Source organism: Microlunatus flavus (genome assembly GCF_900110855.1).
Lineage (GTDB): Bacteria > Actinomycetota > Actinomycetes > Propionibacteriales > Propionibacteriaceae > Microlunatus > Microlunatus flavus.
Map to the genome: position 1 here is coordinate 199,678 of NZ_FOFA01000001.1, position 25,685 is coordinate 225,362.

Annotated in this window: 25 protein-coding genes; 14 read left to right on the plus strand and 11 right to left on the minus strand. The window is 75.1% G+C overall.

What is annotated here, in order from left to right; translation table 11 throughout:
• The first annotated feature begins 4 nt into the window (after window positions 1-4).
• From crtI to phoA, 4 genes are all read left to right on the plus strand, one after another.
• Window positions 5-1,495, plus strand: coding sequence for a phytoene desaturase family protein (crtI, locus tag BMY04_RS00930; RefSeq protein WP_091177262.1), 1,491 nt, complete (start codon window positions 5-7; stop codon window positions 1,493-1,495).
• The gene (locus BMY04_RS00935) at window positions 1,492-2,538 is read left to right on the plus strand and encodes a phytoene/squalene synthase family protein (RefSeq protein WP_232506018.1); all 1,047 of its coding nucleotides are present in this window, start codon (window positions 1,492-1,494) and stop codon (window positions 2,536-2,538) included. The genes crtI and BMY04_RS00935 overlap by 4 nt, the downstream gene beginning before the upstream one ends.
• A complete protein-coding gene (locus BMY04_RS00940; RefSeq protein WP_198409869.1) occupies window positions 2,535-3,605 on the plus strand; it encodes a Rieske (2Fe-2S) protein in 1,071 nt (356 codons plus the stop codon). The genes BMY04_RS00935 and BMY04_RS00940 overlap by 4 nt, the downstream gene beginning before the upstream one ends.
• Before the next feature lie 278 nt (window positions 3,606-3,883).
• Window positions 3,884-5,323 carry an alkaline phosphatase gene (gene phoA, locus BMY04_RS00945; RefSeq protein ID WP_091177263.1) on the plus strand — a complete coding sequence of 480 codons (1,440 nt, stop codon included), beginning with the start codon at window positions 3,884-3,886 and terminating at the stop codon, window positions 5,321-5,323.
• A gap of 211 nt (window positions 5,324-5,534) precedes the next feature.
• Here phoA and BMY04_RS00950 read toward each other — a convergent pair whose 3' ends face one another.
• Both BMY04_RS00950 and BMY04_RS00955 read right to left on the minus strand, forming a co-directional pair.
• Window positions 5,535-7,079 (minus strand): FAD-dependent oxidoreductase, encoded by a 1,545-nt coding sequence (locus BMY04_RS00950; RefSeq protein WP_091177264.1) that lies wholly within the window; start codon window positions 7,077-7,079, stop codon window positions 5,535-5,537.
• Between the two features lie 79 nt (window positions 7,080-7,158).
• Window positions 7,159-7,911 (minus strand): class I SAM-dependent methyltransferase, encoded by a 753-nt coding sequence (locus BMY04_RS00955; protein WP_091177265.1) that lies wholly within the window; start codon window positions 7,909-7,911, stop codon window positions 7,159-7,161.
• A 395-nt stretch (window positions 7,912-8,306) separates the two neighbouring features.
• Between BMY04_RS00955 and BMY04_RS00960 the strand changes: the two genes are divergently transcribed.
• Window positions 8,307-9,566: an ROK family protein gene (locus tag BMY04_RS00960; protein ID WP_170853932.1), complete on the plus strand. Its 1,260-nt coding sequence runs from the start codon at window positions 8,307-8,309 to the stop codon at window positions 9,564-9,566.
• A 107-nt stretch (window positions 9,567-9,673) separates the two neighbouring features.
• On the opposite strand, the gene BMY04_RS00965 is transcribed toward BMY04_RS00960, so the two are convergent.
• Both BMY04_RS00965 and BMY04_RS00970 read right to left on the minus strand, forming a co-directional pair.
• Window positions 9,674-10,477 (minus strand): COG4705 family protein, encoded by an 804-nt coding sequence (locus BMY04_RS00965; RefSeq protein WP_091177267.1) that lies wholly within the window; start codon window positions 10,475-10,477, stop codon window positions 9,674-9,676.
• Window positions 10,478-10,618: 141 nt separating this feature from the next.
• Window positions 10,619-11,410, minus strand: a complete 792-nt coding sequence (locus BMY04_RS00970) for an ABC transporter permease (protein ID WP_091177268.1) — start codon at window positions 11,408-11,410, stop codon at window positions 10,619-10,621.
• A 69-nt stretch (window positions 11,411-11,479) separates the two neighbouring features.
• On the opposite strand from BMY04_RS00970, the gene BMY04_RS00975 reads away from it, so the two are divergent.
• A complete protein-coding gene (locus tag BMY04_RS00975) occupies window positions 11,480-11,746 on the plus strand; it encodes a hypothetical protein (RefSeq protein WP_091177269.1) in 267 nt (88 codons plus the stop codon).
• 34 nt (window positions 11,747-11,780) lie between these two features.
• On the opposite strand, the gene BMY04_RS00980 is transcribed toward BMY04_RS00975, so the two are convergent.
• On the minus strand, window positions 11,781-13,235 hold the full coding sequence (locus BMY04_RS00980; RefSeq protein ID WP_139209694.1) for a sensor histidine kinase: 1,455 nt from the start codon (window positions 13,233-13,235) through the stop codon (window positions 11,781-11,783).
• Between the two features lie 297 nt (window positions 13,236-13,532).
• On the opposite strand from BMY04_RS00980, the gene BMY04_RS00985 reads away from it, so the two are divergent.
• Both BMY04_RS00985 and BMY04_RS00990 read left to right on the plus strand, forming a co-directional pair.
• The gene (locus BMY04_RS00985; protein WP_091177271.1) at window positions 13,533-14,207 is read left to right on the plus strand and encodes a response regulator transcription factor; all 675 of its coding nucleotides are present in this window, start codon (window positions 13,533-13,535) and stop codon (window positions 14,205-14,207) included.
• A gap of 65 nt (window positions 14,208-14,272) precedes the next feature.
• Complete coding sequence (locus BMY04_RS00990) at window positions 14,273-14,899, plus strand: class I SAM-dependent DNA methyltransferase (RefSeq protein WP_170853933.1); 627 nt, start codon at window positions 14,273-14,275, stop codon at window positions 14,897-14,899.
• Here the strand turns inward: BMY04_RS00990 and BMY04_RS00995 are convergent.
• Together BMY04_RS00995 and BMY04_RS01000 are read right to left on the minus strand one after the other, a co-directional pair.
• Window positions 14,896-15,996 (minus strand): glycosyltransferase family 4 protein, encoded by a 1,101-nt coding sequence (locus BMY04_RS00995; RefSeq protein WP_091177273.1) that lies wholly within the window; start codon window positions 15,994-15,996, stop codon window positions 14,896-14,898. The genes BMY04_RS00990 and BMY04_RS00995 overlap by 4 nt on opposite strands.
• On the minus strand, window positions 15,993-17,054 hold the full coding sequence (locus BMY04_RS01000) for a lysylphosphatidylglycerol synthase domain-containing protein (RefSeq protein ID WP_170853934.1): 1,062 nt from the start codon (window positions 17,052-17,054) through the stop codon (window positions 15,993-15,995). The genes BMY04_RS00995 and BMY04_RS01000 overlap by 4 nt, the downstream gene beginning before the upstream one ends.
• 66 nt (window positions 17,055-17,120) lie before the next feature.
• On the opposite strand from BMY04_RS01000, the gene BMY04_RS01005 reads away from it, so the two are divergent.
• Both BMY04_RS01005 and BMY04_RS01010 read left to right on the plus strand, forming a co-directional pair.
• The gene (locus BMY04_RS01005; RefSeq protein WP_091177848.1) at window positions 17,121-17,915 is read left to right on the plus strand and encodes a PIG-L deacetylase family protein; all 795 of its coding nucleotides are present in this window, start codon (window positions 17,121-17,123) and stop codon (window positions 17,913-17,915) included.
• Between the two features lie 97 nt (window positions 17,916-18,012).
• Complete coding sequence (locus BMY04_RS01010; RefSeq protein ID WP_091177275.1) at window positions 18,013-19,521, plus strand: hypothetical protein; 1,509 nt, start codon at window positions 18,013-18,015, stop codon at window positions 19,519-19,521.
• Between the two features lie 98 nt (window positions 19,522-19,619).
• Here the strand turns inward: BMY04_RS01010 and BMY04_RS01015 are convergent, their stop codons facing one another.
• The gene (locus BMY04_RS01015) at window positions 19,620-20,090 is read right to left on the minus strand and encodes an SRPBCC family protein (RefSeq protein WP_091177276.1); all 471 of its coding nucleotides are present in this window, start codon (window positions 20,088-20,090) and stop codon (window positions 19,620-19,622) included.
• Between the two features lie 112 nt (window positions 20,091-20,202).
• A complete protein-coding gene (locus BMY04_RS01020) occupies window positions 20,203-20,703 on the minus strand; it encodes a MarR family winged helix-turn-helix transcriptional regulator (protein WP_091177277.1) in 501 nt (166 codons plus the stop codon).
• 46 nt (window positions 20,704-20,749) lie between these two features.
• On the opposite strand from BMY04_RS01020, the gene BMY04_RS22215 reads away from it, so the two are divergent.
• Entirely contained in the window at window positions 20,750-21,061 is a 312-nt protein-coding gene (locus BMY04_RS22215; RefSeq protein ID WP_139209696.1) for a hypothetical protein, read from the plus strand.
• A gap of 281 nt (window positions 21,062-21,342) precedes the next feature.
• Here the strand turns inward: BMY04_RS22215 and BMY04_RS01030 are convergent, their stop codons facing one another.
• On the minus strand, window positions 21,343-22,716 hold the full coding sequence (locus BMY04_RS01030; RefSeq protein WP_091177278.1) for a glycoside hydrolase family 15 protein: 1,374 nt from the start codon (window positions 22,714-22,716) through the stop codon (window positions 21,343-21,345).
• Between the two features lie 34 nt (window positions 22,717-22,750).
• Between BMY04_RS01030 and BMY04_RS01035 the strand changes: the two genes are divergently transcribed.
• On the plus strand, window positions 22,751-23,677 hold the full coding sequence (locus BMY04_RS01035) for a DNA-formamidopyrimidine glycosylase family protein (RefSeq protein WP_091177279.1): 927 nt from the start codon (window positions 22,751-22,753) through the stop codon (window positions 23,675-23,677).
• On the opposite strand, the gene BMY04_RS01040 is transcribed toward BMY04_RS01035, so the two are convergent.
• The gene (locus tag BMY04_RS01040; RefSeq protein ID WP_232506019.1) at window positions 23,634-24,035 is read right to left on the minus strand and encodes a VOC family protein; all 402 of its coding nucleotides are present in this window, start codon (window positions 24,033-24,035) and stop codon (window positions 23,634-23,636) included. The two genes, BMY04_RS01035 and BMY04_RS01040, sit on opposite strands and share 44 nt — an antisense overlap.
• 446 nt (window positions 24,036-24,481) lie before the next feature.
• Here BMY04_RS01040 and BMY04_RS01045 point away from each other — a divergent pair, with 446 nt between their 5' ends.
• Together BMY04_RS01045 and modA are read left to right on the plus strand one after the other, a co-directional pair.
• Window positions 24,482-24,895, plus strand: a complete 414-nt coding sequence (locus BMY04_RS01045; protein WP_091177281.1) for a TOBE domain-containing protein — start codon at window positions 24,482-24,484, stop codon at window positions 24,893-24,895.
• Entirely contained in the window at window positions 24,892-25,680 is a 789-nt protein-coding gene (gene modA, locus BMY04_RS01050; RefSeq protein ID WP_091177282.1) for a molybdate ABC transporter substrate-binding protein, read from the plus strand. The genes BMY04_RS01045 and modA overlap by 4 nt, the downstream gene beginning before the upstream one ends.
• Window positions 25,681-25,685: the final 5 nt, after the last annotated feature.

Sequence of the window (25,685 nt, forward strand, 5' to 3'; positions counted from 1 at the left end):
CACGTTGAGCCCCGTCGTCGTCATCGGAGCCGGCCTCGCCGGCCTCGCCGCCGCCTGCCACCTGACCGGGGCGGGCTACGAGGTGACGGTCGTCGAGCGCGCGTCCGGCCCCGGGGGCCGCAGCGGGCAGCTGCAGCGCGGGGGCTTCTCCTTCGACACCGGTCCCAAGGTCCTGACCATGCCCGACCTGATCTCGGACGCCCTGCGCGCCGCCGGGTCCGACCTGTCGGCGCTGGGCCCGCTCAAGCGGCTCGACCCCGCGTACCGCGCCCGCTACGCCGACGGCAGCACGATCATGGTCCGCGGCAGCCGCGAGGAGATGCGCCAGGAGATCGCCGACACCTGCGGCAGCGTCGACGCGGCCGCGTTCGAGGAGTTCGTGGCCTGGCTGCGCAAGCTCTACCTCGCCGAGATGCCGCACTTCATCGACGTGAACTTCGACTCCCCGCTCGACCTGCTCCGCAGCCCGCGCGCCGCGGCGCAGCTCGTGCGCCTCGGCGCGTTCCGCAAGCTCGGTGACGCCGTCCGCTCCTTCTTCACCGACCCGCGGCTGGTCAAGCTGTTCAGCTTCCAGGCCATGTACGCCGGCCTCGCTCCCGAGAAGGCGTTGGCGATCTACGCCGTCATCACCTACATGGACAGCATCGAGGGCGTCTACTTCCCCGAGGGCGGCATGCACGCCGTCCCCCAGGCCCTGGCGGCCGCGGCCGAGAAGGCCGGCGCCCAGCTGATGTACGACTCCCCCGTGGAGGCCGTGCTCCGCTCGCCGAGCGGGCGGGTGGCCGGCGTCCGCCTCGCCGGCGGCGAGACCGTCCGCGCCGACGCCGTGGTGTGCACGCTCGACACCCCCGTCGCATACGAGCAGCTGCTCCCCGACCTCCGCCCGCCACGGGCCGCCCGCCCCGGCAAGGGCGACTACTCCCCCTCGGCCGTCGTCTGGCACGTCGGCGTCAACGGGCTCCCGCCGGCCGAGGCCGCGCACCACAACATCCACTTCGGCGAGCAGTGGGACGAGAGCTTCGATGCGCTGCTCGAGCGCGGCACGCTGATGCCCGACCCGTCACGGCTGGTCTCGGTGCACTCCCTCGACGCCCCCGACCAGGCGCCGGAGGGCTGCTCGTCGCTCTACGTGCTCGAGCCCGTCCCCAACCTGGACGCCGGGCGCATCGACTGGAAGCAGGAGGCGCCGCGGATGCGCGACCGCCTGCACGCCTTCCTCGGCCAGAACGGCTACCCCGACGACGTCGTCGTCGAGGAGCTGCTGACGCCGCTGGAGTGGAAGGAGCAGGGCATGGCGGCGGGCACGCCGTTCGCGCTGGCCCACACGTTCCCCCAGACCGGACCCTTCCGGCCGCCGAACGTCGAGCGCCGTCTGCCGGGGCTGTTCTTCGCCGGCTCCGGCACGGTTCCCGGCGTCGGGGTGCCCATGGTCCTGATCTCGGGCAAGCTCGCCGCCCGCCGGGTGTCGGACTACCTGCCCGGGCCGGGCCGGTGACCGCGCCCGCCCGACCCGTCCGCCTCGCCACGGCCGTCGACGGCAGCGTGGAGGCCGCGAAGCTCGAGCGCGGCTACGCCGAGTGCGCGCGCCTGACCTGGCGCCACGGCACCACCTACTACTGGGGTGCGGCGCTGCTGCCGAAGGAACGCCGGCGCCACGTCTTCGCGGTGTACGCGCTGTGCCGGCTGGCCGACGACATCGTGGACCTGCCGCAGGAGGAGGGGCCGGACCCCGAGTCCCGGCGCCCCGAACCCGCCCAGGACCACCCGCGGACGGCCGCCCGGCTCGAGGCCTTCGCGCAGGGGTTCCGCGACGCGCTGGCCGCCGGGAGCAGCGAGGACCCCGTGATGGCCGCCATCGTGCACAGCGTCCGGGTCTGCGCGGTCGACCCCGAGTGCTTCGACCGGTTCTTCGCCGCCATGGCGATGGACCTGACCACCACGACGTACGAGACGTGGGAGGACCTGCTGGGCTACATGGAGGGTTCGGCGGCCGTCATCGGGGAGATGATGCTGCCGGTCCTCCAGCCGACCTCGCCCGCGGCCAAGGAGCCGGCCCGCGCGCTCGGTTTCGCCTTCCAGCTCACGAACTTCCTCCGCGACGTCGGCGAGGACCTCGACCGCGGCCGTGTCTACGTGCCGCAGGAGGACCTGCGCCGGTTCGGGGTGGACCTGTCCCCGTTTGTCGCGGGGGGGCCCGGGGGGGTCGTCCCCCCCGCAGGGCACGGCCCCGAGGGGCGGAAGGTCACCCCGGAGTGGCGCGCCTGCCTGTCGTTCGAGATCGCCCGCAACCGCGAGCTCTACACCTACGCCGACACCGGCATCGCGATGCTGCCGCCGCGCTCGGCGCGCTGCGTCGGCGCCGCCCGCGTGCTCTACGCGCGCATCCTCGAGCGGATCGAGCGGGCCGGGTACGACGTGTTCGGCGAGCGCGTCCGGGTCCCCACCTGGCGCAAGGCGCTGACCACCGGCCGGGTGCTGGTCGCCGGGCCGCCGCGGTCCCTCTCGCACCCGTCGCCGACCACGAAGGAGCTCGCGTGAGCATCGAGGCCGAGCGCACCGCGCAGCCCGCCACCGGCGCCCGCGCACGCCGGACGCCGCCGAGCCCGCCGGCCGTCCCCGTCGCGGGCCGCACGCCGGCGCGCATCCCCATCGAGCGGGTGCCGCAGCCGCGCGAGGACAAGATGAGCGAGACCTGGCGGCTGGCACGCCCCTCGCGGATCGGGAAGTCCCTCGACCTGTCCCAGGCCCGGACCGGCGGCGGCTGGTTCGTCGCCGGCGTCAGCGCCGACGTGGGCCGGACCGAGTCGGTGACGCGCACCATCGCCGGCCGCGAGGTGGTCTTCTGGCGCGACGAGGACGGCGGTCTCGTGGCCGGCCCCGGCTCGTGCCCCCACCTGGGGGCGCTGATGGACCGCTGCCCCGTCATCGACGGGACGATGTACTGCCGCTGGCACGGCCTCGCCCTCACCCGCGAGGGCGACCGGACGTGGAGCCCGTACCGGACGTTCGACGACGGCGTGCTGATCTGGGTCGGCCTGCCCACCGCGGGCGAGCCGCCCACGGACCGGCCGTCGCTGCCGGTGCGACCGCCCGCGAAGGGTTCCGTGGCGGCGGTCATCTCCGAGCCGGCGGTGTGCGAGCCGCAGGACGTGATCGCCAACCGCCTCGACCCGTGGCACGGCGCGTGGTTCCACCCGTACGCCTTCAGCCACCTGGTCGTGGACGACGCCGCGAGCACGCCCGAGTGCCTCGTCGTGGACGTGACGTTCCGGATCAACAAGACCTGGGGCGTGCCGGTGCGCGCGGAGTTCGCCTGCCCCGACCCGCGCACGATCGTCATGACGATCACCGACGGCGAGGGTGCCGGCAGCGTCGTGGAGACGCACGCGACGCCGCTCGGCGTCGACGCCGAGGGTCGTCCGCTGACGATGATCACCGAGGCGACCATCGCGTACAGCGAGCGCAAGGGCTTCAAGATCGCCAACCTGGCGGCCCCGCTGCTGATCCCGATGATCAAGAGGACGGCGCACCAGCTCTGGGTCGACGACCGCGACTACGCCGAGCGGCGCTACGAGCTGCGGCGACGGGGCGAGTTCCCCGGCTGATCATGGCCTGACCAGGAGCGGCCCCGGTCGCGATCATGGTCCGCCGCCGGCTCGGCCTCCTCGCCGACGATCGTCCTCAGGGTGTGGACAACCCTGTTGATCAGGCGTCCCAAGATCAGGTCCGACAGCCTGCGCACAGGTTCGCGACAGCCTGCTCTCAGTGTTGACCCGCCCGTGCCGGGAGGTTCACCCGCCGTTCACGCGGTGTTCCCCGGGGGTGGATCAGATCACCGTGCGACTCCTGCACGGGGCAGGAGCTCCGTAGCGAAGGTGCACAGATGCCTCTCTCCCTCCCGCGACCGCGCGCACGTGCGCTCGTCGTCGGCCTCGCCGCGACCGCCGTGGCCTTCAGCGCCGGCGTCGCCGTCGCCGGGCCCGCGACGACCTCGCCGGCCCAGCTGGCCGCGCACGGCGGCGCCACGCGCCTCGACGGCGACCAGACCAAGAAGATCCGCAAGGCCGTCGAGGGCGGCAAGGCGCGCAACGTCATCCTGCTGATCGGCGACGGCATGGGCGACTCCGAGATCACCTCGGCCCGCAACTACCGCTTCGGCGCCGACGGCCGCTTCCCCGGCATCGACGCCCTGCCGCTGACCGGCCAGTACACGACGTTCTCCCTCGACCAGGAGACCGGCAAGCCCAACTACGTCACCGACTCCGCGGCCAGCGGCAGCGGCTGGGCGACCGGCACCAAGACCTACAACGGCGCGATCTCGGTCGACGTCAAGGGCAAGAAGCAGGTCACCCTGCTCGAGCTCGCCAAGCAGCGCGGCCTCAAGACCGGTGACATCACCACCTCCGAGATCCAGGACGCCACCCCGGCCGTCCAGGTCTCCCACGTCACCGACCGTTCCTGCTACGGCCCCGAGGAGACGACGAAGACCTGCCCGACGAACGCGCTCGAGAACGGCGGCGACGGCTCGATCACCGAGCAGCTGCTCGCCACGCGCGCCGACATCACCATGGGTGGCGGGGCGGCGTCCTTCGCGGAGAAGGCGACCGCCGGGAAGTACAAGGGCCTGACCCTGGCCGACCAGGCCAAGGCCCGCGGCTACCGCGTCATCACGACCGACGGCGAGCTCAAGAGCGTCGCGAAGGCCGACCAGAAGAAGCCGCTGCTCGGCCTCTTCGCCGACGGCAACCTGCCGGTGCAGTGGACCGGCCCGGCCGCCACGAAGGACGGCGCGCTCGCCGACCCGGCCCGCTGCAAGCAGAACCCGGACCTGCCCCCGGCCCAGCCGCAGCTGGCGGCCATGACCTCCAAGTCGATCTCCCTGCTCAAGGGCGCCGACAAGGGCTTCTTCCTCCAGGTCGAGGGCGCGAGCATCGACAAGCGTGACCACGCCGCCGACGCGTGCGGCCAGATCGGCGAGACCGTCGGCTTCGACGCGGCCGTCAAGGTCGCGCTCGACTTCGCCAAGAAGGACGGCAACACCTCGGTCTTCGTCACCGCCGACCACGGCCACACGAGCCAGATCGTCTACGACGGGGAGACCACGCCCGGCCTGACGGTGCGCCTCGAGACCGCCGACAAGGCGCCGATGACGCTCAGCTACGGCACCGCCGCCGAGGGCTCCAGCCAGGAGCACACCGGCACCCAGGTGCGCATCGCCGGCTACGGCCCGCAGGCCGCGAACATCGTCGGCCTGACCGACCAGACCGACCTGCACTTCACCATCGCCCGCGCGCTCAAGCTGAAGACGCCCGCCAAGGGCTGACGCACCAGACGCCGCGCCGGCCTGACACCGGCGCAGCACGAGGGGGACGGTCCGTACGGGCCGTCCCCCTCTTGCGTCCCCACGTGTGCCCTCGGTTCGCTTGTCCGCGAGCGGTACGCCTTCCCGCTCCGACGAGGTTCGTGAGCGGGAAGGGCTACCGCTCGCCGAGGTGGGACCACGCTCGACGTACCTCCGGCGCGACCCCTCAGGGTCAGGAGGCGCGCTCGAGCAGGCGGTGCAGGGGCGGGCTGACGCGGTTGCGGGCCTGCATCGGGACGCTCCACAGGTCGTGGCCGCGGACGTCGTGGCGGGCGAGCAGCGCGTTGGCCGCGAGGAACCCGGTGGTCGCCGCCCGTTCCATGAGCGCGACGGGCAGGTCGCAGCGGACACCGTCGCCCGCGAGCACGAGCCGGGGGTCGGGGGTCTCGACGGTCAGCCGGTCGAGCCACGGGGTCGGGGCGGCGAGCGGGCAGTCCTGCCGGACCAGCCACTCCTCGTGCACGGCCTGCGCGTCGGCCAGCTCGGGGTAGGCCCGGGTGAGCTCGTCGCGCATCCGGCGGCGCAGCGCCGGCTCGTCGAGGTCGTCGAGCCCGCTGGGGAGCGCGTACGCGTGCAGCTCCACGACCGAGCCGCCGTGCTCCGCCGTCCAGGCGCGGGCGCCCTCCTCGAAGCGTTCGACCAGCGACACGTTGTCGACCGGGCCGAAGCCGCTGGTGCCCAGGAACGGCGGCCGCGAGGCGTCGGCGGTGCGGTCGAGCCACAGGCGCCAGACCGCGAACGGCGGGGCGAGTCGCTGGGCGGCCACCCGGTCGCGCCAGGACGGGTCGTCCACCCCGGCCTCGAGCAGCAGCCGCCGCGCGGTCGTCGGGTCGGCGGCGAGGACGACCGACCCGGCCTCGAGCAGCTCGCCCGAGGCGAGCAGGAGCGTCGCCGCGCCGGGCGCCGACAGGTCGAGCCCGACGACGGCCTCACCGGTCCGCACGTCCACCCCGAGCCCCTCGAGGTGGCGCCGCAGCGGGCCCCACACGCTCGTCTCGTAGTCGTCGACGGGGACGTCGAAGAGCAGGCCCTCCGACGAGCCCAGGAAGTAGGCGTGGAACATCGCCACCAGCTCCCCGGCGGCGAAGTCGTCCGGGTCGGCGAAGAAGCTGCGGGCGAAGACCTCCAGCGCCAGGTGCCGTGCGAGCTCGGGGAACCGCAGCCGGTCGAGGAACGCCGCCGCGCTCTCGCCGTCGTAGCGCGAGAACGTCTGCGGGAAGGACACGTCGAGCAGCTCCATCGCCGCCCCCGCGTCCACCCGCGCCAGGTCGGCGAGGGTGAAGGAGGGGCTCTTGGCGACGAAGGCGGCCAGGTTCAGCGGCGGGGTCCGCGGGATGCCGGTGAAGGAGTCCGAGGGCCCGTCGGCGAGCACCAGCGGGTAGTCCTCGATCGGCACCAGCCGCTCGAGGGCGGGGTCGGCGCGGCGCAGCAGCGCGCGCAGGTTGTAGTACTGCCGGAAGAAGGCGTGGAACCCGCGGCTCATGCTCCGCCCGTCGGCCAGCGGCCAGGCCCGGACGCGGCCGCCGAGCTGCTCCTCCGGCTCGACGAGCACGACCCGCGCCCCGCGCTCGGCCAACCCGGTGGCCGCGGCGATGCCGGCGATCCCGCCCCCGACGACGACGGTGGGTCCAGCGTCGTCGGGCAGCCGGCTCCGTCCGCCCGCGGCTGCGTGCCGGACGGCCCGCGGGTCACGCCCAGGCGTCCAGGCGCGGCTCACGCGCCGACCCCGAGGACCCGGCCGGCCGCTGCGGGCCGGGTGGACGAGGAGGAGCGGGGGCGTACGGAGGGGGAAGAGGTCACGCTGGCTTTCGGGCTCGGAAGGTGTGCAGGATGCCGTTCTGCCAGCCCGGGACCGTCCGGACCTCCACGTCGACGAAGCCGGCGGCGTACAGGCGGTCGACGAACGTCTGCACCGAGTCGAACTCGCGCACGCTGCGCCACAGGTAGCGGTAGAGGCGCGTCTGGCGCGAGGTGATCCAGCTCAGCGGGATGACGACGGCCCATGAGACCAGCGTCCACACGGCCGAAGCGAGCGGGGAGCCCGCGACCGAGTACTCCTGGACCACGAGCGTCCCGCCGTCGGAGACGAGGGCGTGCACGTCGGCGAGCACGGCGTCCCGCTCGACGACGTTGCGGAACAGGTACGCCGCCAGCACGCCGTCCGCCGGCGCCTGGAGCCCCCACTCCTCGCGGTGCGCGCCGAGGTCCTGCGCGAGCCCCTGGTGGAAGTCGACGCCGACGGGCCAGCGCTTGGCGCGGGCCTGCTCGAGCATGCCCCCCGACGCGTCGACGCCGGTGACACGGACGTCGGCACGCTCCGCCCGCGCGGCGGCCAGGAGGGCGCGGGTCGAGGCCCCGGACCCGCAGCCGAGGTCGACGAGGCGCAGCAGGCGGTGGGGGTCCAGCGTCTCCAGCAGCCCGGCCGCGGCCGAGCGGAGGTGGCGGTGGTAGCCCGGGTTCAGCGAGACCATCCGGTCGTAGCGCGACGCGGCCTGGGTGAAGGCGTCGGGGACGTCGGCGGACTCGAGGTCAGAACCGAGGACGGTCACGTGAGCGGGCTCCCTGCAGCAGGACCGGCACGGCGCCGGCGCACCAGCACCCTAGTGGCCGTCCACGAGGGGCGGACCCAGCGACGCGTGGCGGTCGCCGACGGTGCGGTGGTGGCCCCTGGCGGGCTCGGTAAGGGCTTGCCCGCCCGACGGCCCGACGACACCGGCGTGGCGCGCCCGGAAGCCCGGTCAGGGGGTTGGCGGAGACCCTCCGACACCGTTATCGCAGCGTGACCAGGGATGTAGCCCGCTTCGACCCCTTCGGCGCGACTTTCCAACCAGGACGAGAAAAAGCGCTGTCAGGTTCGGGTTTCGTCAAGATTTCCACAAGGTTTCCCAACAGGCGTCAGTTTCTCTTTCAACGGTTAAGGTTCAATCTCATGGCAGGGATACGTATGGCTGAACCGACGGGGGTTCGGGACGGCTTCGCGCGGGGCGGAGGCTCGGGCGAGCTGCGCCAGAGCAACCTCACCGCGATCCTTCGCTACCTGCGTGACCACGGTCCCAGCAGCCGTCACGACACCGCCCGCGGCTGCGGCCTGGGCGTCTCGACGATGACCGACCTCGTGGGCGACCTGCGCTCGCGCCGCCTCGTCGTCGAGCTCGACCCCATCCGGCGTCCCGGCGCCGGCCGGCCCACCCGTCCGATCGCCCTCGACGGCGAGCCGTGGGCCGTCATGGGCGTGCACGTCGAGGTCGACCGGATCCACGTCAAGGGCACGACCGTCGGCGGGACCGACCTGTGGCAGGAGACGGCCACGGCCTCCTTCACCGACCACCACGACGGCGCCGAGGTGCTCGCCCGGCTGGTCGTCGACCAGCTCGCCCACGTGGGTGAGGGTCTCCAGCTGGTCGCGGTCGAGATCGCCGTCCCGGGCTACGTCACCCCGGACGGCATGGCCGTCACGTCGCGCGCGCTCGGCTGGGACGGTGCGGGCGTGGGCAAGGCCGTGCGCGCCGCCCTGTCCGACGCCGGGCTCCCCGACGTCAGCGTCGGCCTGTCCTCCGACTTCCACCTCGCCGGCCTCTACGCGGCCCGCGCCCAGCTGAGCGACGCCTCCTCCACCGTCGTCGCCTACTTCGGCGGCGTCACCGAGATGGGCAGCGCGCTCGTCGTCAACGGCGAGATCTTCCGCGGCGCCGGCGGCGGCGCGGGCGACCTCGCCCACCTCCACGTCCAGGCCGACGGCGCCGAGTGCTGGTGCGGTCGCCACGGCTGCCTGAACTCGGTGGTCCGCGTCCAGGAGCTCCTGGCGCACGCGGGCCTGCGGACGCCCGAGGAGGCCGCCGAGCTCGTCGTCACCGATCCGGAGGGAGCGGTCAAGCTGCTCGCCGACGGTGCGGCGGCGGGCGACGAGGCGGTCTGCCGGGCCCTCGACCGGGCCGGGACGGCCCTCGGCCGCGCGGTCGACGACGTCCTCGGCTCCGTGAACCCGCACGCGGTGATCCTGGGCGGCTACGTCGGGCACCTGGCGTCGTACCTGATGCCGGCTCTCGACCGCCAGCTCCGGGCCCGGGTGCACGAGGGCCCGTACGCCGGCACGCGGATCCTCGTCACCGAGGAGGAGGCCCCGCCGGTGACGGAGGGCGCCGTCCTGGCCGCCCGCGACGCGTGCCTCTACGACCCGCTGGGCCTGACGACGCCGCTGCGCTGAGGCGCGCGGCACCGGCTCCCACCAGCACCGGGAAGGTTCCCGCACCACCATGGTGCAGGAACCTTCCCGTTCGTCGTCCTGGGCCGGCAGGACCCTCGGCGAGGCGGTCAGGCCTCGCGGCGGCGCAGCGTCAGGACGGTGACGAGGAGCGCGATGAGCACGCACGCCACCGCGGCGACCGTCCCGTCGCCGAGCCCGAGCCCCCCGCCGTGCGACGCGGGCTTGCCGCACCAGTCGGCGAGGGAGGCGCCCAGCGGGCGGGTGAGGACGTACGCGCTCCAGAAGGCGACGACCGGGTTCAGCCGCAGGAAGCGCCAGGCCAGGGCGGGGACGGCGATCGCGACCGCGAAGACGACGGCCGACGTCAGGTAGCCCAGCCCCAGCTGGTCGGCGGTGAGGTCTCCGGCCGCCGTGCCCAGCGCGAAGGTGGCCAGCACGGTCGCCCAGTAGAAGAGCTCACGGCGGCGCGTGGTGATGCTGTGCACCGAGAGCGTGCCCTCGCCGCGGTGCCAGGCGAGGAGCAGCCCGGCGACGACGAGCAGGTAGACCGCGGTCGTCACCGCGTACGGCAGCCCGACGAGGTGCACGGCGTCGGCCGCCATGGTCCCGAACACCGCCACCATGGCGACGGCCAGCCAGTAGACCGGCGTGCGGAGGCGACGGGTCCGCAGCTGCAGCCAGAGCGCGCCGGCCAGGCCGACGACCCCCACGGCCACGGCGACGACGACGTCGGAGTTCGCCAGGAAGTCCGAAAGTGCCTCCCCCATGCCCGTGGTGAGGGTCTTGACGACCCAGAACAGAACGGTCAGCGCCGGAACCTTCACGGCGAGGTCGGAGCGGGCACCCGTCGCGTCGGTGACGGCCGGGGTGTCGGCGGGGGCGGCGGCGGTGGGCACGGGGGCGGCGGTCATGGCGGTCCTCGGGACGGGCGGTCGGCGGGCGACCCGAGCGCGGCGCTGCCTCGGCGTCGCGGCCGGCGTCTGGTTGGGGCAGGACGACGGCCGCCGGGCCAGTGTTCGGTGCGCCCGCTGAGCCGCACCTGAACGCTCGGCTCAGAGCTCGACCGGCACCCCGTCCCGGGGTCGCCGCGGCCGGCGGATCGCGGCCCGCAGGTCCTCCGGCACGAGCAGGCCCCGCTCGACCAGCCAGGAACCGACCACCACGACGACGGTCTGGGCGGCCAGCAGCCCGACCAGCACGAGCAGCTGGGCGGCGCCGGCCTGCGCGGGGCTGCCGCCGCCGAGGAGCACGCCGACGAACGCACCGGGCAGGGTCACGAGGCCGACCGTGCGGGTCTGGTCGAGCCCGGGCACGAGGGACTCCGCGCGGTGGCGGGCGACGACGAGCCGCACCGCGACGGGCACCGGGAGGCCGAGCGCGAGGGCGCCCTCGTACGTGTCGCGCTCCTCGCGGAGGGCGGCGAACAGGCGGCGCCCGTTGAGGCTGCTGGCGGTCATCGCGCCGCCGATGACGATGCCCGCCATCGGGACGACGGCGGCCCCGGTCCAGGGCACGGCACCCGAGGCGAAGACCACCACCAGCACCGGGACCGCACCCGAGGCCATCGCGACCAGGACCCACGGCCAGGCCCGTCCGGCGCCGATCCGGCGGGCCGAGGTGCCGACCGCGACGCCGAGCATCACCACGGCGAAGGCGATCGAGAAGGACAGCCGGCCGAGGACGGCGACGAGGACGAGGGAGACGAGGGCCAGCTGGCCGAGCGCCCGGACGACCGCGACGGCGTCGGCCCGGGCGGTGCCCAGGCGCGCGAGCGCCGCGACGACGACCGCCAGCCCCGTCAGGACGGCGAGGGCCACGACCAGGTGCACCGACAGGCTCGTCACCGGCTGGTTCCCCGGACCCGGTGGCACCGGCTCAGGCCCGGCTCAGCCGTCCGGTCGGACGCTGGACGGATGAGCGTGCAGGCAGCGGTGCGGACGGTGAGCGACCCGACCTTCTGCGAGGTGCGGCGAGCGGCCGAGGCGCTGGTCACCGAGCTCGGCCGCCACCTCGACGCCCTGGCGGCGCTGCCCGAGGGCCCGGTCGGCCTCGTGCGGCTGGCCGACCTCAACGACCCTGTACGGCGAGCCGTGGCGCGCTGGGACCGGGCCGTGCTGGCCCACACCGGGACCTTGCCGCTGGCCGTCGACGACGGGTGGGGCGAGGACCTCTCCGACTGACGACGTGCGCGGCCACCTCGCCGGCCGCCTCGCGTCACGCGCCTCCACCGCCGTCGGGGACGAGAGTGCCCGGACCGAGAGCGTCAGGTCCGTCGCCGACGGCTCCGCCGGCGTCGGGCAGCGGGAGGCGCACCTCGAAGCGGCACCAGCCCTCGGGGTGCTCGACGACCGCGAGCCGACCGCCCTGGGAGGCGATGCCCGCCCGCGCGATCGCGAGCCCGAGCCCGCTGCCCCCGGCGTCGCGGGAACGGCTGGCGTCGAGCCGGACGAACCGCTCGAACACCCGGTCGCGGTCGGCGGCGTCGATGGGCGGGCCGTCGTTGTCGATCCGGACGACCGCCTCGCGACCCTCCCGGACCAGCGTGAGCACGACCGTACGGGCGGCGTGGCGGGCCGCGTTGTCGACGAGGTTCCGCAGGGGCTGCGCCACCCGGGCCGGCTCCGCGCTCACCCGGACCGCCTCCACGCGGCTCTGCACCTCGAGGTCCGTCGTCGTCCGCAGGCGCCGCGCCTCGGTGTCCACCAGGTCGTCGAGGTCGACGTCGGCCGGGGCGGTGACGGTCTCGTGCGCGTCCACCCGCGCCAGCGTCATCAGGTCCGCGACCAGGGCGCCGAGCCGGCCGAGCTCGGCGTTCATCGTGGCGAGCAGGCGGGCCCGCGCCTCGTCGTCGCCCGTCCTCGCCGCCAGCTCCCCTGCCGTCGTCAGCGTCGCCAGGGGGCTGCGCAGCTCGTGGCTGGCGTCGGACACGAACGTGCGCTGAGCGGTGTCGGAGGACTGCAGGCGGTCGAGCATCGCGTTCATCGTCCCGGCCAGCGCAGCGATCTCGTCCCGGGTCGGCGGCACCTCGAGCCGGGCGTCCAGCCGCCGCGCGTCGATCTCGGCCACCGTCGCGCGGATCTGGTCGACCGAGCGCAGCGCCCGCCCGACCAGCACCCACACCGCGACGCCGACCGCGGCGAGCAGCAGCGGCGCGGCGGCCAGGAGCAGGACGGTGACGGTGCGGACGGTGTCACGCTGCACGCGGATCGGCACGGCCACCTGCACGAACCAGGTCCGGTCGGCCGACCGCAGGGCGGTGGTGACGACCTTCCACTCCCCGCCCTCGTCGAGGGTGTCGATGTCGCGCTCCACAGAGCTGTACGCGCCCACGTCCGGCCGCTCCAGGGACAGGGCCGCCGTCGCGGACCGGCGCGAGGAGCCGACCACCGTGCCCCGGTCGTCCAGGAGCAGCGTGACCGCGTCGGTCCGGCCACGCTCCCCCAGCGTCGCGGCGGTCGCCGGCACGCCGTCGGCCGCGACCTGGGAGACGACCTCCGCGGCCCGCGTGACCCCGGTCGCCTCGGCCGACTGCTCCAGCGACGTCCACAGCGCCAGCACCAGCGCGGAACCGCCGAGCAGCAGCGCCACCAGCACCACGACGACCGCCACCAGCACCGACCGGACCCGTACGCCGGTCCGTGCGCCCAGGAGCTGCAGCCTGCGCCTCATCGGCGTGCGCACCCCACCTCTCCCCGCCGCCACCTCGGGGCGATCGTCCCACGGCGGGCGCCACGACGCCGTCGGCACGACGCGAGCCGTCCGGACGGGGGCCCAGGGCCACGCCGGTCCGGACCTCGCGACGCGTCCTGGGGTCGGCACGCGCAGCACGGTCCTCCGCGGCGGCTGTGCCGGTCCTGAACGGCCCGCGGGCGCTGCCGGTCCGGGTCCTGCTCAGGTCGGGCTCAGCGGGCGCGGCGCACGATGCCGGACGAGCATGGCGACGGGCCTGCCGGGGAGGGCGTCGGGGTGAAGATCCTGCTGGTCGAGGACGAGCACCGCCTCGCCGAGGTGGTGAAGGAGGGGCTGGTCGCCGAGGGCTTCTCCGTCGACGTGGTGTCCGACGGGGTCACCGGCCTGTGGGCCGCGTCGTCGAACCCGTACGACGTCATCGTCCTCGACATCATGCTGCCCGGGCTGAACGGCTACGACGTCCTCAAGGAGCTCCGGAACCGCAAGGTGTGGGCCCCCGTGCTGATGCTCACGGCGAAGGACGGGGAGTACGACGAGACCGACGCCTTCGACCTCGGTGCCGACGACTACCTCACCAAGCCCTTCAGCTTCATGATCCTGGTGGCCCGGCTGCGGGCGCTGATCCGGCGGGGCGCCCCGGAGCGGCCCGTCCTCCTCACCGTCGGCAGCCTCGTGCTCGACCCGTCGCGGCGCTCGGTCACGCGCCGCGGCACCGCGGTGACCCTGACGGCGCGCGAGTACGGCCTGCTGCTCTACCTGATGCGCAACGCCGGCGACGTGCTGAGCAAGGCCCAGATCCTCGACAACGTGTGGGACTCCGCCTACGAGGGCGGCGACAACATCGTCGAGGTCTACATCGGCTACCTGCGCCGCAAGCTCGACGCGCCCTTCGGGCTCACCACCCTGCACACCCTGCGCGGCCTGGGCTACCGCCTCGACGCCGACCGCTGAGCCGGGGAGCGCACCTCCGGAGCGGGGCACACGGGCACGGCGGCGGCGCGTGCGAGCATCGCCGCGTGGCGCACGAGGCGGTCGGAGCGGCGTACGACACCTGGGCGGACGCGTACGCCGAACGGTTCGGCGACGTGGACCGTGCGGCCCCGCCGGACCGGGCGCTGGTCGAGCGGTGGTGCGACGCCGCGGAGGGTCCGCTGCTGGACGCCGGCTGCGGACCCGGCCACTGGACCGCCCTCCTCGCCGCCCGCGGCCGGTCGGCGGTCGGCCTCGACCTCTCGGCACGGTTCCTGGCGCACGCCCGCGCGACGTGGCCGGGCGTCGCGTTCGTGCGCGCGTCCGCCGACGCCGTGCCGCTGCGCGACGGTTGCGTCGGGGGTGTGCTGGCCTGGTACTCGCTGATCCACCAGCCTCCGCAGGCCCTGCCGGCGACGTTCGCCGAGCTGCGGCGCGTGCTGCGCCCGGACAGCACGCTGCTGCTCGGCTTCGTGGACGGCGAGCCGGGCGCGGCGTTCGCGCACACGGTCGTGACCGCGTACGCGTGGTCGGCCGACGCGCTGGCCGACCTGCTGGCGGCGGCGGGCCTCGAGGTCGTCGAGGAGCACCACCGCCGCGACGAGGGGGTGCGTCCGCACGGCGCGCTGCTCGCGCGCGCCACCGAGGAGCCCTTGCGCGACGTCCGGTCCTAGCGCCGGGCCGCCGCGCCCGTGCTGACCGCGGCGGCTGCGCCGGCCGGCAGCAGCGAGCCGTAGAGCGCGCGGTGCCGGTCGAGGACGGTCGCCCAGTCCAGGCCCTCGACCGGGCGGCGGGCCGTGCGCCGCAGCGCCTCGAGCGCACCCGGCTCCCGGACGAGGTCGACCAGCCGGTCGGCCAGCTCCTCGTCGCTGCCGACGAGGTGGCCGTCGACACCGTCGGTGACGAAGTCGGCCAGGCCCGTCCCGGCCATCCCGACCACGGGCAGCCCGGCGCAGCGGGCCTCGAGCGCGGCGATCCCGAACGACTCCTGCCGCGACGGGGCCAGGTAGAGGTCGGCCCGCTCCAGCAGGCGCTGGATCTCGGGGCGGTCCAACCGCCCGGTCGCGGTGACCCACCCGGACAGGGCCGGCCGGGCGATCCGGCGCCGGACCGCCGCGTCGAGCGGTCCCTCGCCGACGAGCAGGGCCCGCAGCGGCAGCTCTTCGCCGACCCGGCGCCTGACCTCCTCCAGCACCCGCAGGAGGGCGAGGGGTCGCTTGCGCGGGGCGAACCGCATCACCGAGACCAGCACCGGCGCCGGACCGGGCGTCAGCGGCGTCCGCGGGGCCCAGGCCGCCGGGTCGACCGCGTTCGGCAGCACGCCGACGGTGCGCCCGGGCAGCGCGGGGGCGAGGACGCGGGCCGCCACGGTGCTCACGGCGGTCCAGGCCGTGCCCTCCGGCACGTCGCGCAGCAGCGCCCCCAGCGCGCGACCCGGCGCGCCCTGCGGCCAGAGCGAGTGCAGGGTGACCACCGCCGGGACGCCCGCCGCCGCCGCGGCGCGGGTGCCCGCCCAGGCCAGCGGCGAGACGAGCGAGCTGTGGGCGTGCACGACGTCCACGTCGAGCCGGGCCACCAGCCGCTCGAGGTCCGCCTGCCGCCGGCCCGGGCGGTCGAGGCGGACGACGCCCTCCTCGGTGGGGCCGGCGGTCGCCGTGGCCACGGTGACGTCCTCGCCGGCCAGGGCCTGCCGGCGGGCGAGGTCGCTGACGTGCAGCTCCATACCGCCGAGCCGGGGCAGGTAGACGTCGCTGACGTGCAGGATCCTCACGCGGCGCCCTCCGCGGCCGGCTCGGGCGCGAGGTCCCGGACGCCCCGGCCCCACGAGCGCCGCAACCCCCAGCCGAGCAGGACGGCCCCGCCGACCGGGACCTCCGCGGCGACGGTGAGCGCGCGGTAGAGCAGCACCGCCGCCAGTCCCGGTGCGGCCGGCAGCCCCCCGGCCAGGACGACGGCGGACAGCGCGGTCTCGACGACCCCGACCCCTCCGGGCGTCACGGGCACGAGCGTGAGCAGCCGGTCGGTCGCGAAGAGGGCGGCCACGAGGGCGAGGCCAGGGTGGAGGCCGCAGACGCGCTGGCAGGCGGCGAGCAGGACGGCCTGGAGCAGGGCGTACGCGGTGCCGGCCGCGACGACCCGGGGCCAGGCCCGGCGCAGGAGCGTGACGCAGGAGGCACCCAGCTGCGGGAGCCGGTGCCGAAGGTCGGTGCGGAGCGGTCGCCGGACCACCCGCCCGAGGCGGGCCGCGGCCGTGTCCACCGCGCCGCCGACGGCCGTGGCCACACTCGTGCGGAGCAGCAGGAGGGCCCCGAGCAGCACGGCGCCGGCGACGCCGAGCGCCGTCGTCGCGAGCGCGCCGGGCAGCACCGCCTGCCCGGCGAGGAGCACGAGCACCGCGGCGACGGCCACCACGACGACCTTGCTCACGACGTCGAACAGATTCGTGACGACCGTGTAGGTCGCGAAGGCGGCGCGGCCGTGGCCCCAGGAGCGGACCATCGCGTAGTTGGTGCCGATGCCCGCGGCGCCGCCGAGGGGCAGCACGTTGGCGACAGCGCTCCCGGCCAGGCTGAGGGCGAGGGCCCGGCGGACGAGGAGCCCGGGCAGGCAGGCGGCGAGACCGGTGGCGCTGGCCACCAGCCCCGCGAGCCAGAGGACGGCGAGGGCCGCGAGGTCCGGGGCGGAGACCTCACGGACGACCTGCGCGACGCCGCTCCAGCTGCTGCCGCTCTGCCCGGGCACCCACGCGACGAGCGCCACGGCGACGCCGGCGACCCCCACCGACGCCAGGAGCCGGAGGGGGGACCGCCGGCCCTCGTGGACGCTCATCGAGGCGATGGTGCGCAGCCGGTCCTGTGCCGAACCTGAGCAGCGTCGCCGACCTAGGCTGCCCCGGTGCCGTTCACCCTGGTGTCGTTCCACGCGCATCCCGACGACGAGGTCCTCTACACCGGCGGCACCCTGGCCCGGGCCGCGGCGGAGGGGCACCGCGTGGTCGTCGCGGTCGCCACGAACGGTTCCGCGGGCCTCGCCGCACCGCAGCACCACCGGGGCGGGCTGGCCGCGCGGCGCCTCGCCGAGCTCGAGGCGTCGGCCGCCGCCCTGGGCTGCGCGGACGTCGTGCGCCTCGACTTCGCCGACTCCGGCTACCGGACCGCGGCGCCGCCCGGGTCGTTCAGCCGGCTCCCGGTCCCGGAGGCGGCCGCGCCGCTGGTCGAGCTGCTGCGCCGCGAGCGGGCCGACGCGCTCACCGTCTACGACCCCGCGGGCGGCTACGGGCACCCCGACCACGTCCAGGTGCACGCCGTCGGGACGTACGCGGCCCGGGTCGCCGGGACCCCGCTCGTGCTGGAGGCGACGGTCGACCGGTCCCGCATCCGGCCCCTGATCCGGCTGGTCGCCGCGACGCCGGGGCTGCTGCCCGAGGTGGTGCTGGCCGACTACGACCGCAACTACAGCGGGCCCGAGGAGATCACCCACCGCGTCGACGTCCGCGCGTACGCCGACGTCAAGCGGCGGGCCATGCGCGCCCACGTCAGCCAGGCCAGCTCCGCGGGCGGGGCCCGCACCCTCTCGCTGCTGCTGCGCCTGCCAAGGCCCCTGTTCCGCCGGGTGCTCGGGACGGAGTGGTTCGTCGAGCGGGGCCGCACCGGGCCGGTCGTGGACGACGTCTTCGCCAGCCTGCGCTGAGCCCCCGCCCGCCCGGCACCCCTCCGGCCGGGCACCGCTCAGGCCGGGCACAGGGGACGCGGCCGACGATGACCTCCCGCCCACCCTGGAGGTCCTGGTGCTCCTGCCCGTCCGCTCGCGCTCCCGGCGCGTCGACGTCGCCTGGGTCCTGGGGCTCGCCGCGCTCGCCTTCGCGGTCCCGCTCGCGGTCGACCTGCGCAGCGGCGGGCTGCACGGGCGCATCGGCTACGACGGCTCGGTCTACTACGCCTCCGCGGTGGCCCTCGCGCACGGGGTGCTCCCCTACCGCGACTTCCTCCTGCTGCACCCGCCGGGGATCGTGCTGGCCCTGCTGCCCTTCGCCGCGCTCGGCGCCGTCGTCGGCGACCCGGACGCCCTCGCGCTGGCCCGGCTGGCCTGGTTCGCCGCGGGCGCGGTGAGCGCCGCGCTCGTCTTCGTCGTCCTGCGCCGGCGCGGGCGCTGGCCGGCGGTGCTGGGCGCGGCCGCATACGCGCTCTGCGTCCCGGCCGTGGTCAGCGAGCACACAACCTCGCTGGAGGCGGTGGGTTCGTCGTGCCTGCTCGGCGCGGTGGCCCTGCTGACCGCGGGGCGCGACCGGCGTACCGGGCCGGTCTGGCCGCTGGTGGCCGCGGGCGCGCTGGTGGGGGTGTCGACGGGGACCAAGATCTGGGGCGCCGCGGTCGTGCTCACCCTGGTCGGCTGGGCCACGGCCCGGCTGGGCGTGCGCCGGGCGGGGCTGGTGCTCGCCGGGGCCGTCGGGACGACGGTCCTCGTCTGCCTGCCGTTCTTCGTGGCGGCCCCGGGTCCGATGTGGCGGATGGTCGTGCTGGACCAGCTGGGCCGCCGCCGCGTGCCGGGCGGGCTGGCCCAGCGGGTGGTCGACGTCGCCGGGTGGTCGGGCCTGCACGGGATCGCGAGCACGAGGGTGCTGGCCGGCGCCGCGCTCGTCCTGGGCGCGGCGGCGCTCGTGCTGGCCGTGCGTGACCCGGTCGGCCGGCTCGCCGCGCTGCTGCTCGTGGTCACGACGGCCGTGCTGCTGGCGACCCCGCCCTGGTCGGTCGCCTACACCGGGCTCGCCGCCCCGTCGGTGGCCCTCGTCGTCGGCTCCGCGGTCGCCCGCCTCGGCGAGCGGGGCCGTCCGCTCCGGGCCGCCGCCGGGGTGCTCGTGGTCGCGGCCGTCCTGGGCTGCGCCGCGGTGTCGCTGCCGGCCCTGCACCCCGGCTCACGCTTCCCGGGCGCGTCCCTGGAGCGGGTCCTGGCGCAGGTGCCGGGCTGCGTCACCACCGACGACCCGATCGCCCTGGTCGAGACGGGCGCCCTGCGGCGCGACCTCGCCCTGCGCTGCCCGGTCGTCGTCGACCCGAGCGGCTACTCCTACGACCTCCAGCCGTCGGCGGCCCGGCACGTGAGCCGGCCCGCGAACCAGCAGTGGCAGGCGTTCCTCACCGACCACCTCGCGAGCGGCCGGCTGGCCGTGGTGGTCCGGTTCCGGACGGCGCCGGGCCTCAGCCGCGCGACCCGCCGCACGATCGGGCGCTGGCCGGTGGTGGCCACGGTGGGCGGCTACCAGGTCCGCCGCCCGACCGTGCCCCCGTCGGGGGGCTAGGACCCCGGACGCACGACGCCCCAGACCTCGCGGGTCTGGGGCGTCGGAGGCGGTCGCGACCCGGCAGGGCCGTCACCGCCCGGAGGTGCGGACGGTCGTCAGTGCGCGCTGCCGCCGGAGACGTCGCCGCGCCACTCGCCGGTGGAGGTGCCGCGGGACTCGATGAAGGTCTTGAAGTCGCGGGTCGAGGAGTCGACCTGACGCTGGTCGAAGCCGAGCGCCGCGCCGGCCTTCTCGACGATGCCCTCGGGCTCCCAGCCCAGCTCGACGTCGACCTTGGTGCGCGAGGCACCGAGGGAGGTGAAGAGGACGCGGCCGGAGTGGCCGCCGGTGTCCCCACCCGTCGAGCTCCAGGCGATGACCTGGTCGGGGGTCTGCTCGGTGATCTGGGTGTCGAACTCACGCTCGACGCCGCCCACCTTGACCTTCCAGTGGTTGCTGGTCTCCGTGGCCTGCGTGATCGACTCGACGCCGTCCATGAACTGCGGGAACGACTCGAACTGGGTCCACTGGTTGTACGCGGTGCTGACGGGGACGTCGACCTCGACACTGCTCTTGACGGTGCTCATGGAACCTTCCTCCTGGGGCCTCTGGTCGCCGCGCGGGGTCTGCCCGGCGCCGAGTGCGTGTTACCCAGCCCTCGTGGCGACAACGTGTCGTGCGCGAGGTGACAGCAGATTCTCAGAGCCGTGAGCCACCCGTACGGCTCGCCAGCGCGGCCCGGCTCCGGGTGATCAGCGGGACCAGCGCCGCGTGCAGGGAGACGACGTCGTCCTCGGTCAGCTCGAGCTGTTCCATGACCGCGCCCGGCACCTTGAGCGCCTCCTCCCGCAGAGCCCGGCCGCTCTCGGTCAGGCTCACCTGCAAGCTGCGCTCGTCCGCCGGGTTGCGGCGCCGGTCCACGTGGCCCAGCGCCTCGAGCCTCTTGAGCAGGGGCGACAGCGTCGGCAGGTCGAGCTGCAGCAGGCGCCCGATCTCGGTCACGGTCAGCGGCGAGCGCTCCCACAGGGCGAGCATCACCAGGTACTGCGGGTGGGTCAGGTCGAGCCGCTCGAGGATCGGCCGGTAGACCCCGATCACGTTCCGCGCGGCCACGGCGAGGGCGAAGCAGACCTGGCGCTCGAGGGCGAGCGGGTCGACGCCCGCTTCGGTACCGGCGTTCGCTGGTGTTTCGGTCGTCACACCGCAGAACTTTACGCGCCCGCTAACACTTCGTACACTAACTGTTGTGACGCGAAGCAAGCAGAACATTCCGGCTCAGGACAGCTTCGGGCTCTGGTACCGCTTCAAGGCCCTCGTGGTCTTCAACCTGCTCTACGTCGCCGGGCCCGCCCAGCTCGACGGGCGCCAGGACCCGCGCAAGGCGGTCGAGCACGACTACGAGCGGCGCCGCGACCTGCACCGCGCCCGTCGCGGCCTCCCGCCGGTGGTCAAGGAGCCGCCGACCAAGGGCGGCCTCGACGTGGTCGTGCTGCTCGCCGCCGGCGGCGGCGTCGCGCTGGTGCTGCTGCTCGTCTGGGCGATCCTCAGCTCCCGCTGACCACGCGCACGCTCGCTCTCTGAGCCCGCCGAACGCTCCCTGAGCGCAGGAACGCTCCCTGAGCCCGTCGAAGGGCCTCGAAGAGGTCAGCGCAACAACGCTCCCCGAGCGCAGGAACGCTCCCTGAGCCCGTCGAAGGGCCTCGAAGAGGTCAGCGCAACAACGCTCCCCGAGCGCAGGAACGCTCCCTGAGCCCGTCGAAGGGCCTCGAAGAGGTCAGCGCAACAACGCTCCCCGAGCGCAGGAACGCTCCCTGAGCCCGTCGAAGGGCCTCGAAGAGGTCAGCGCTCCGCATCCCCCGCGGGCGCCAGCAGGTCGGCCGTGAGCACGACCGCGGCCGCGGTCCAGGCGAGCGGGGCGACGGCGGCCGGGTGGCCGTCGGCGAGGACCTTCTCCGGCAGCGAACCTTCCGCCGTCCGGTGCTCGGCCAGCCAGCGGAGGCGGTCCAGCGCCTGCCTGGTGTCGCCGCTGCCCGCGGCTGCGAGGGCCCAGGTCGCCGTCGTCGGCGTCCAGCTGACGCCGTCGCGCTTCCACGAACCGCCGGGCGCGAGGCCCCCGGCCGGGCGGGCCAGCAGCGATCCCGCCTGCTCGAAGCGCGCGTACGCCGCCGGGTCCACGTCCGTCGCGAACGGGGGCAGCAGGAAGGCCACACCGAGGTCGACGCTACCCGCCCGACCCCCGAGCCGACGGGGATACCCGTGCGCGCCGAAGGTCGCCGCGATCGCGGAGCCCAGGCGCTCCTCCCCCGCCCTCGCCCGGTCCGTGGCGACCGCGTCGCCGTTCCAGGTCTGCACGCGGGCGGCGGCCTGGAGGCCCGAACGCAGCACCGCGGCGGTGGCCAGCGTGGTGCGCGTCTCGCGCACCTCCCAGTAGTCGGGCGAGGCGGGCGGCAGCCCGCTCGGCCCGGCCGTGGCGGCGAGGGCCGCGCGGGTCGAACGGTCGACGAGCCCCCGGTGGCGCGCGAGGAAGGCGGTTCGGGCGGCAGGCGGCAGCGTCGCGGCCACCTCGGCGGTCGCCCAGAGCGCCCAGCCGACCCCGTCCAGCTGGGCTCCGCGGTCGTCGGGCACCCCGCTGCCGTCGGGCAGATAGCGCGCCTGGAAGACCCCCGACGCGGGCTGCACCCGGCCGAGGAAATCGAGGATCCGCCCCGCGTCGTCGAGGTGGCCGGTGCGCGCAAAAGCGACCGCCGCAAAGGCCGCGTCCCGCGGCCAGACGTAGCGCCAGGCGGGGCTCCAGCCCGCCACCGGCACCCCGTACGCCTGCGTCAGGACGTGCAGGTCGAGCAGCGCGCCGCGCACCAGGTCGCCGTCGAGGCCGGGGACGACCGGGGCGGTGCCGGCGTCGAGCCACGCCTGCTCGGCCGCGACGGCCGCGGCGCTGCCCGGGCCCGCGAGCACCCGGGTCCCCGGCACCAGCGCCGCGTCCCCGGTCGCGACCTCGGTCACGACGCCGCCGGCACTGACGGCGACCGTCCCGCTGTAGAGGGGGACGTCGGCGTCCTGCGGCGCGACCCGGGCCAGGACCACCCCGCCGGCGGTGAGCAGCAGCGCCAGGCAGAGGCCGAGGGTCAGCGGGCGCGGGAGGCGACGCAGCAGCGCGACGGCCGGCGCCAGGCGCACGGGTGCCGCGCCCGGGAGCACCGCCGCGACCGCCATGGCCCGACCCTAGTGCGACGGGGACACTGGCGGGGTGCCCGAGGGAGACAGCATCTACGTGCTGGCGCGCAAGCTGCGCCCCGCGCTGGTCGGGCGCCGGGTGACGCGGGCCGAGCTCCGCGTCCCCGCGTACGCGACGCTCGACCTGGCCGGGGCGTCGATCGCCTCGATCGAGACGCACGGCAAGCACCAGCTCACGCGTTTCGTGACGACCGAGGCCGAGGCGCTGACCCTCCACACGCACCTCAAGATGTCGGGCAGCTGGACGGTCGTCGGCGCGGGCAAGCGGCTGCCGGCGCGGCTGATGGACTCGGTGCGGGTGCTGCTGGCCCTGGACAGCGGCGCCACGGCGTACGGGCTCGACCTGCCGGTGGTGGAGGTGCTGCCGACGTCACGGGAGGTCGACGCGGTCGGGCACCTCGGCCCCGACCCGCTGCGCGAGGACTGGGCCGCGCCGGAGGCGGTGCGCCGGCTGGAGTCGCAGCCGGACCGGCCCGTGGCGGCCGCCCTCCTCGACCAGCGCAACCTCGCCGGGCTCGGCAACCTGTGGGTCAACGAGCTCTGCTTCCTGCGCGGGACGAGCCCCTGGACGCCCGTCGGCGAGCTCGACGTGCCCGCCCTGGTGACGCTCGCGGCCCGCTGCCTGCGGCACTCGGCGCTGGTGCCCGGCGCCTACCAGGTCACCACCGGCGACACCCGCGACGGCCGCTCGCACTGGGTCTCGGGCCGGGCCGGCAAGGCGTGCCTGCGCTGCGGCACGCCCGTCCGCGTCGTCGACGAGGTGCCCGGCGACGCCGAGCGCCGCCGCACCTGGTGGTGCCCGCGCTGCCAGCCCGGCCCCGGTCCCGACCCCGCGCGCAGCGGACCGGCCGCGCCGGACGTGGCCTGGGACCGGCCCCTCGAGGGCCGGTCGGGCCTCACTCCTCGATCACCGAGCAGACGTTCCCGGCGGGGTCGGTGAACCAGGCGATCGTCGGGCCCCACGCGCGCTGGATGCCCTTGGGGTCGTCGATCCCGGGGTAGTGCTCGAAGGCCACGCCCCGCTCGACGAGGGCGTCCACCGCCGCCTCGACGTCGGGCACCGGGAAGTTCAGGACGGTGTACGTCGCCGGCGCGTGGTCCCGCTTGGGGTAGACGAGCGTGCGGGTGCCCTGCGCCAGGTGGAGCCAGAGCATCCCGTTCTCCTCGCTCACCTCCAGCCCGAGCACGTCGGCGTAGAAGGCCCGTGCCGCAGGGATGTCGTCGACCGAGAAGCCGTGGAAGGCGGGTGAACCGGCGAGCATGCGTTCCTCCTGGATGGTTCGCCTCGTGACGGGCATGCGCCCGCGCCTCTACGACCGGCCTCGACGCCCGCGCTCATCGGCCGGGCCCCACGAACGCCCCCTGAGCCTGTCGAAGCGCCGCCGAACGCTCCCCAGAGCCCGTCGAAGGGCAAGCACGCTCCCTGAGCCTGTCGAAGGGCAAGCACGCTCCCTGAGCCTGTCGAAGGGCCCGGAACGGGTTAGCGTGCGGCGGCTTCGGCACGCCGACCTCTCCGAGGCCCTTCGACAAGCTCAGGGAGCGTTCCACCGCGTTGGGCTCGATTCGGCACGCCGACCTCTCCGAGGCCCTTCGACAAGCTCAGGAAGCATTCCACCGCGTGCTGCTCGGGTCGGAACGCCGACCTCTCCGAGGCCCTTCGACGAGCTCAGGGAGCGTTCTCGGTTCCGCTCTCGCGGAACTACGCCGCCTATCGTGCCGCACCTGCTGACGTAAGATCGCGCTCGTGCCGAAGATCCGCATCCGGGACGCCGCGGCCTTCCTCAGCGTCAGCGACGACACCGTGCGCCGCTGGATCGAGGCCGGGTCGCTGCCGGTGGAGACCGACGCGAGCAACCGCAAGGTCGTCGACGGGCGGGCGCTCGCCGAGTTCGCCCGCGCGCACGCCAACCCGGCGGCTGACCCCTCGCGCGTCGAGCGCTCGGCCCGCAACCGCTTCGTCGGCCTGGTCACCGCGGTGCAGGCCGACACGGTGATGGCGCAGGTCGAACTCCAGTGCGGGCCGTTCCGGGTGGTCTCCCTGATGAGCAGCGAGGCCGTGCGCGAGCTCGGCCTCGAACCGGGATCCGTCGCCGTCGCGGTCGTCAAGGCCACCACGGTGATCGTCGAGACCCCCGGCGGCTCCGGGTCCGCAGCGTGAGGCCGCGTTCGCGCGTCGCGCCGGCGCTCGCGAGCACGGCCCTCCTGGCCCTGGTGGCGGCGTGCGGTGCGACGCCCGGCGCGTCCGGTCCGACGAGCAGCTCGGCGGGCACGCAGACGCTCACCGTCTTCGCGGCCGCGTCGCTGAAGCAGACGTTCACGACGCTCGGCACGACGTTCGAGGCTGCTCACCCCGGCACGACGGTGACGTTCAGCTTCGCGGGGTCGTCCGACCTCGTCACCCAGCTCCAGCAGGGCGCTCCCGCCGACGTCTTCGCCTCCGCCGACACGAAGAACATGCAGAAGGCCGTCGACGACCAGCTCGTCGCGGGCTCCCCCGTGGACTTCGCGACCAACACCCTCGAGATCGCGGTCCCGCCGGACAACCCGGCCGGGGTCACCTCCTTCGCCGACCTGACCAGGCCCGGGGTCAAGGTCGTCCTCTGCGCCCCGCAGGTGCCGTGCGGGGCCGCTGCGCAGACGATCGAGAAGGCGACGAACACGACCCTGGAGCCGGTGAGCGAGGAGAACGCGGTCACCGACGTGCTGGGCAAGGTCACCTCCGGCGAGGCCGACGCCGGCCTGGTCTACGTCACCGACGTCAAGGGGGCGGGCGACCAGGTCAAGGGCATCCCCTTCGCCGAGTCGAAGCAGGCCGTGAACACCTACCCGGTCGCCGCCCTGAGCGGGAGCAGGCAGGGCGAGCTCGCCGGCCAGTTCGTCCGGCTGGTCACGGGGACGGAGGGCCAGAAGGTGCTGGCCGACGCCGGTTTCGGCCCGGCCTGACCGGG

Coding starts and splice junctions, on each gene's coding strand:
- phoA (WP_091177263.1), top strand. CDS start 3,884: ATGCCTCTCTCCCTCCCGCGACCGCGCGCACGTGCGCTCGTCGTCGGC.
- BMY04_RS00960 (WP_170853932.1), top strand. CDS start 8,307: ATGGCTGAACCGACGGGGGTTCGGGACGGCTTCGCGCGGGGCGGAGGC.
- BMY04_RS00965 (WP_091177267.1), bottom strand. CDS start 10,477: ATGACCGCCGCCCCCGTGCCCACCGCCGCCGCCCCCGCCGACACCCCG.
- BMY04_RS00975 (WP_091177269.1), top strand. CDS start 11,480: ATGAGCGTGCAGGCAGCGGTGCGGACGGTGAGCGACCCGACCTTCTGC.
- BMY04_RS00980 (WP_139209694.1), bottom strand. CDS start 13,235: ATGAGGCGCAGGCTGCAGCTCCTGGGCGCACGGACCGGCGTACGGGTC.
- BMY04_RS01000 (WP_170853934.1), bottom strand. CDS start 17,054: ATGAGCGTCCACGAGGGCCGGCGGTCCCCCCTCCGGCTCCTGGCGTCG.
- BMY04_RS01015 (WP_091177276.1), bottom strand. CDS start 20,090: ATGAGCACCGTCAAGAGCAGTGTCGAGGTCGACGTCCCCGTCAGCACC.
- BMY04_RS01030 (WP_091177278.1), bottom strand. CDS start 22,716: ATGGCGGTCGCGGCGGTGCTCCCGGGCGCGGCACCCGTGCGCCTGGCG.
- BMY04_RS01040 (WP_232506019.1), bottom strand. CDS start 24,035: ATGCCCGTCACGAGGCGAACCATCCAGGAGGAACGCATGCTCGCCGGT.